This is a genomic window from Dyella sp. 2RAB6 (assembly GCF_052115385.1).
GTDB lineage: Bacteria > Pseudomonadota > Gammaproteobacteria > Xanthomonadales > Rhodanobacteraceae > Dyella_D.
Window position 1 is genome coordinate 280,404 of sequence record NZ_JBFRGP010000002.1, and the last position, 1,946, is coordinate 282,349.

The window sequence follows — 1,946 nt, forward strand, 5'->3', positions numbered from 1 at the left end:
CTCATTCACCAGCGCGCGGCGCATCCAGCGCCAGTCTCAGGGGGAGTCATGAAGCGCATCATGGGAGCGGCCGTACTGGCGGTCGCCTTGGCCGGCTGTCACACCACCGGCCAGAAAATCACTTCGCTCGATCCGGGCAACAACCGCGACCAGGTGGTCGCCACGCTAGGCCGTCCGGACGCCTTGAGTACGATGGGCGACTTCGAGGTCTACACCTATCTGGCGCGCCATCGCTCACGCGTGTCGGTGACGCACACCGACTACACCGTGGTGATGAAGGAAGGGCACGTGGTGCAGTTCGGGCCGGGCCTGGCGCGGCGCGAGGGTTTGCACAATGTGGTGATCGTGCCGCCGGAATCCTGAGGGCAGGGCGATGCATTGGCATCGCCGCGCCGCGTTTTCTCAATGCGATGGTTGAGCCGCCGGCCCAGGCGATGGTTGAGCCGACGGTTCGGGCGATGCCTGGTCCGTCGGCTGCGGCGACACCTGGTAAGTGGGAAAGCCTTCGGGCACCCGCTCGTCGCGTGGCACCGCCTTGCCGATCAGCTTCGGATCCGACAAGCCTTCGACCTGGCCGGGCGTCTGCCCGTCGCACAGGTGCGTTTCGCTATGGCCGCGGTTCTCGACCAGCACGCCGCTGCTTTCGTAGCCGCCGGGAGAGCTCGTCTCCGAGAAAACCGTGAAACGGGTCCGGCCGTCGCTGAGATGCAGATAGTTCAGCGTGCCGCCTGCGCCATTGCTCGCACGGTTGCCGCTGGCGAACAGCCGCGGCGGCACGGGTTCGGCCTCGTTGGGGAAATCCGCTTCCAGATTGCGCTCGGTACCGTAGCGGTAGCGCAGTTCGTCGTAGGTGTCGTTGCCGGGTTTGCCACAGACGGCGATCTGCTTCTGGCCGGAGGAGCAGGCGAACAGCGTGGTCTGGCCGGCGGGGCAGAGGCTGCCTTGGGTTGGCGTGTCGGAAGGAGATTGGGCACGCGCATCCGGGAAGGCTGCCAGGGCCAGGCAAATCAACGCGGGTGCAAGTGCTCCCGGGTGATACTTGCGATCCATTTTCATGGCGTGCTGTCCTTTCCTCGTGTTTCAGCAATGCTGAAGGTTTGCCTGCCGGCACGTGCCGAGCGCGCTGCTCAACCGCCTTCGCCGGCAAACATCTGCGCCTCGACCCGAGGCCAGGTCGAAAACACCTGGATGACCCGTGCCTCGCCCTGACGGTTGACGATCGCTTGTGGCACGCCGCCAATGTTGATCAGTTTTTCCGGCCAGTCGGGCAGCTTGCCCGCATAAGCAAGCTTGCCGTCGGCGACCGAGAATACATAGGTCGGCCGATTGCCGTCGCGATCCTTGCCATGGGCTACGAACACCAGAGACCAGTCCTTACCGTCCACCGCCCTGGCGTGGCCAAGCTCCGCAGCAGTGAGATGGAGGCCGGCCGCTGCAGCTGCTGCGATGCCGGCATCTGCAGACATGGCCCCTCGCTCCAGCTCGTTCAGTTCGCGCCATGCCGCGTTAGCCGCCGGCTTGGCCGACACCAGGAAATAGGTGTCGGATGAGGACTTGATCGCCTCCTGCGGAACTTCCACTTGTATCGCCGAACCGTTCTCCATGGCCTTGGCGGAAAGGCAGGGACTGGAGCGGCCATTGATCCATATCTGCTTGCCGTGCGCGCAGGCCTCGACGAATGCGGCACGCGTCAGCGGCGTGACCTTGAACGAGCGTAGGACCAGATGGTCATGGACGATATTGCCGGAAAGCACCAGGAACGCGCCGTCGAAGCCGGAGTCGCCATCCATGTCGGCGGCATGCAGGCCGCAGGTGCTCATCATCAACCCCAGGGCGAGTACCCATCGCATCACCTGCCGCCTGACTGTACTTGTCACGAAACGTTCCTCTGGAAAGCCTGATGGTAAGCAGCGAGGCCGCGGGTATGCACCCGCGGCCTCCTTCGC

General features: G+C 64.4%; 3 protein-coding genes. 1 reads left to right on the top strand and 2 read right to left on the bottom strand.

Annotated features, from left to right (window positions below):
- The first annotated feature begins 48 nt into the window (after positions 1-48).
- A complete protein-coding gene (gene bamE / locus AB4083_RS05150) occupies positions 49-363 on the top strand; it encodes an outer membrane protein assembly factor BamE domain-containing protein (protein WP_441606681.1) in 315 nt (104 codons plus the stop codon).
- Positions 364-402: 39 nt separating this feature from the next.
- Here the strand turns inward: bamE and AB4083_RS05155 are convergent, their stop codons facing one another.
- Together AB4083_RS05155 and AB4083_RS05160 are read right to left on the bottom strand one after the other, a co-directional pair.
- On the bottom strand, positions 403-1,056 hold the full coding sequence (locus tag AB4083_RS05155) for a hypothetical protein (RefSeq protein WP_441606682.1): 654 nt from the start codon (positions 1,054-1,056) through the stop codon (positions 403-405).
- Positions 1,057-1,127: 71 nt separating this feature from the next.
- Positions 1,128-1,877, bottom strand: a complete 750-nt coding sequence (locus AB4083_RS05160) for a hypothetical protein (protein ID WP_441606683.1) — start codon at positions 1,875-1,877, stop codon at positions 1,128-1,130.
- Positions 1,878-1,946: the final 69 nt, after the last annotated feature.

What these genes read in the sequence shown, in the direction of transcription:
- bamE (WP_441606681.1), top strand. Translation starts at nt 49, where the DNA reads ATGAAGCGCATCATGGGAGCGGCCGTACTGGCGGTCGCCTTGGCCGGC.
- AB4083_RS05155 (WP_441606682.1), bottom strand. Translation starts at nt 1,056, where the DNA reads ATGAAAATGGATCGCAAGTATCACCCGGGAGCACTTGCACCCGCGTTG.